Source organism: Mycobacterium tilburgii (assembly GCF_902168065.1).
In the GTDB taxonomy this organism is placed as follows: Bacteria; Actinomycetota; Actinomycetes; order Mycobacteriales; family Mycobacteriaceae; genus Mycobacterium; species Mycobacterium tilburgii.
In genome coordinates this window covers 1-2,455 of record NZ_LR655772.1, presented here as the reverse complement: position 1 = coordinate 2,455, position 2,455 = coordinate 1, and the positions used below count along the sequence as shown (strand labels likewise).

2 protein-coding genes and 2 pseudogenes are annotated in these 2,455 nt (G+C 68.4%); all 4 read left to right on the top strand.

The window, feature by feature from the left end; all coding sequences use genetic code 11:
- Window positions 1-70: 70 nt before the first annotated feature.
- Window positions 71-442, top strand: a pseudogene (locus FQ389_RS17495) (ornithine carbamoyltransferase); the annotation flags it as partial.
- Window positions 439-939 (top strand): arginine repressor, encoded by a 501-nt coding sequence (locus FQ389_RS17490; protein ID WP_144209912.1) that lies wholly within the window; start codon window positions 439-441, stop codon window positions 937-939. The pseudogene FQ389_RS17495 and the gene FQ389_RS17490, both read left to right, overlap by 4 nt.
- 28 nt (window positions 940-967) lie before the next feature.
- Complete coding sequence (locus FQ389_RS17485; RefSeq protein ID WP_144209908.1) at window positions 968-2,188, top strand: argininosuccinate synthase; 1,221 nt, start codon at window positions 968-970, stop codon at window positions 2,186-2,188.
- A pseudogene (locus FQ389_RS17480) lies at window positions 2,185-2,400 on the top strand (argininosuccinate lyase); the annotation flags it as partial. The gene FQ389_RS17485 and the pseudogene FQ389_RS17480, both read left to right, overlap by 4 nt.
- Window positions 2,401-2,455 lie beyond the last annotated feature (55 nt).

The following is a 2,455-nucleotide window of genomic DNA, read 5'->3' as shown; positions in this document are numbered from 1 at the left end:
CCACCTCCCCCCCCCCCCCCCCCCCCTCCACCCCCCCCCTTCCCCCGCCCGCCCCGTCTGTCTACAACGGCCGCCCCCCCCCGTGGCCGGCCCGGCCGGGCGCCGCGCTTCGGAACCCGGCGTCTCGGTCGGCGTCCCCCCCGCCCCCGCCGCGGCCGCCGCCGGTGCCGACGTGCTGGTGACCGACACCTGGACGTCGATGGGGCAGGAGGGCGACGGGCTGGACCGGCTCACCCCGTTCCGGCCGTTTCAGGTCAACACCGGGCTGCTCGACTGTGCGGACTCGAAAGCGATTGTATTGCACTGTCTTCCGGCTCACCGCAACGAAGAGATCACCGACGAGGTGATGGACGGCCCGGCCAGCGTCATCTTCGACGAGGCCGAAAACCGGCTGCACGCCCAAAAGGCGCTGCTGGTATGGCTGCTGGAGCGGTCGCGATGACCCGCAACGCCCCCAAGGCCGTCTCCGACATCACCCGCGCCGGCCGGCAGGCCCGCATCGTCGCGATCCTGTCGTCGTCGTCCATCAGCAGTCAAAGCGAGCTGGTCGCACGACTGGCCGACGAGGGCATCGACGTCACCCAGGCCACGCTCTCGCGCGACCTGGAGGAGCTCGGCGCAGTCAAGCTGCGCGGCGCCGACGGCGGCGTCGGGGTGTACGTCGTCCCCGAGGACGGCAGCCCGGTACGCGGCGTGTCCGGGGGCACCGCACGGCTGTCGCGCCTGCTGAGCGAGCTGCTGGTGTCCACCGACTCCAGCGGGAACCTCGCGGTGCTACGCACCCCGCCGGGCGGGGCAGACTATTTGGCCAGCGCTATCGACCGTGCGGCGTTACCGTACGTCGTCGGCACCATCGCCGGCGATGACACCCTCTTCGTGGCCGCACGGGAGCCGATGACGGGCGCCGAGCTGGCCAGAACCTTAGAAGAACTGAAATAGCATTCACATAAAGACTGGAGATTGATTCATGTCAGAACGTGTCATCCTGGCGTATTCCGGCGGTCTGGACACCTCGGTGGCCATCAGTTGGATCGGCAAGGAGACCGGCCGCGAGGTGATCGCGGTCGCGATCGACCTCGGCCAGGGCGGTGAGGACATGGAACTAGTGCGTCAGCGCGCGCTGGACTGCGGCGCGGTCAAGGCGGTCGTGGTCGACGCCCGCGACGAGTTCGCCGAGGGCTACTGCCTGCCCACGGTGCTGAACAACGCGCTGTACATGGACCGCTACCCGCTAGTGTCCGCGATCAGCCGGCCGTTGATCGTCAAGCACCTGGTCGCCGCGGCGCGCGAGCACGGTGGCACCATCGTCGCTCACGGTTGCACAGGCAAGGGCAACGACCAGGTCCGGTTCGAAGTTGGATTAGGTTCGCTGGCACCGGATTTGGAGGTGCTGGCCCCGGTCCGCGACTACGCCTGGACACGGGAGAAGGCGGTCGCGTTCGCCGAGGAGAACGCGATTCCGATCAACGTCACCAAGCGCTCACCGTTCTCCATCGACCAGAACGTGTGGGGTCGCGCGGTGGAAACCGGGTTCCTGGAACACCTTTGGAACGCGCCCACCAAGGACATCTACGCCTATACCGAGGACCCCACCCTCAATTGGAGCACACCCGACGAGGTGATCATCGGATTCGAGTGCGGGGTACCGATGAGCATCGACGGCAAATCGGTGTCGATGCTGGAGGCCATCGTGGAGCTCAACGCCCGCGCCGGCGCGCAGGGCGTCGGCCGCCTCGACGTGGTCGAGGACCGGCTCGTCGGCATCAAGAGCCGCGAGATCTACGAGGCGCCGGGCGCGATGGCGCTCATCACCGCCCACGCCGAGCTCGAACACGTCACCCTCGAGCGGGAGCTGGGCCGGTTCAAACGGCACACCGACCAGCGCTGGGCCGAGCTGGTCTATGACGGGCTGTGGTATTCGCCACTGAAGGTGGCGTTGGAGAGTTTCGTAGCCAAGACGCAGGAGCACGTGTCGGGTGAAATCCGAATGGTGTTGCACGGCGGGCATATTGCGGTGAACGGCCGCCGCAGCGCCGAGTCGCTCTACGACTTCCACCTCGCCACCTATGACGCGGGTGACAGCTTCGACCAGTCCGCGGCCAAGGGCTTCGTCTACGTCCACGGCCTGTCGTCGAACATCGCGTCCCGCCGGGATCTGCAAGCACAAGCGGGCCCGGCCGACGCGTGAGCACTCGCGAGGGATCGTTGTGGGGTGGGCGGTTCGCCGACGGACCGTCCGAGGCGCTGGCCGCGCTGAGCAAGTCCACCCATTTCGACTGGGTGCTGGCTCCCTACGACATCATCGCGTCGCGGGCGCACACCATCGTGTTGTTTCGGGCCGGGTTGCTCACCGAGGAGCAGCGTGACGGCCTGCTGGCTGGGCTGGGCAGCCTCGCCGAGTAGCGGGCGGCCTGCCGCGTCGCGCCGCGTGGTGCGGGGGGGTGGGGTGGGGGGG

Coding starts and splice junctions, on each gene's coding strand:
- FQ389_RS17490 (WP_144209912.1), top strand. CDS start 439: ATGACCCGCAACGCCCCCAAGGCCGTCTCCGACATCACCCGCGCCGGC.
- FQ389_RS17485 (WP_144209908.1), top strand. CDS start 968: ATGTCAGAACGTGTCATCCTGGCGTATTCCGGCGGTCTGGACACCTCG.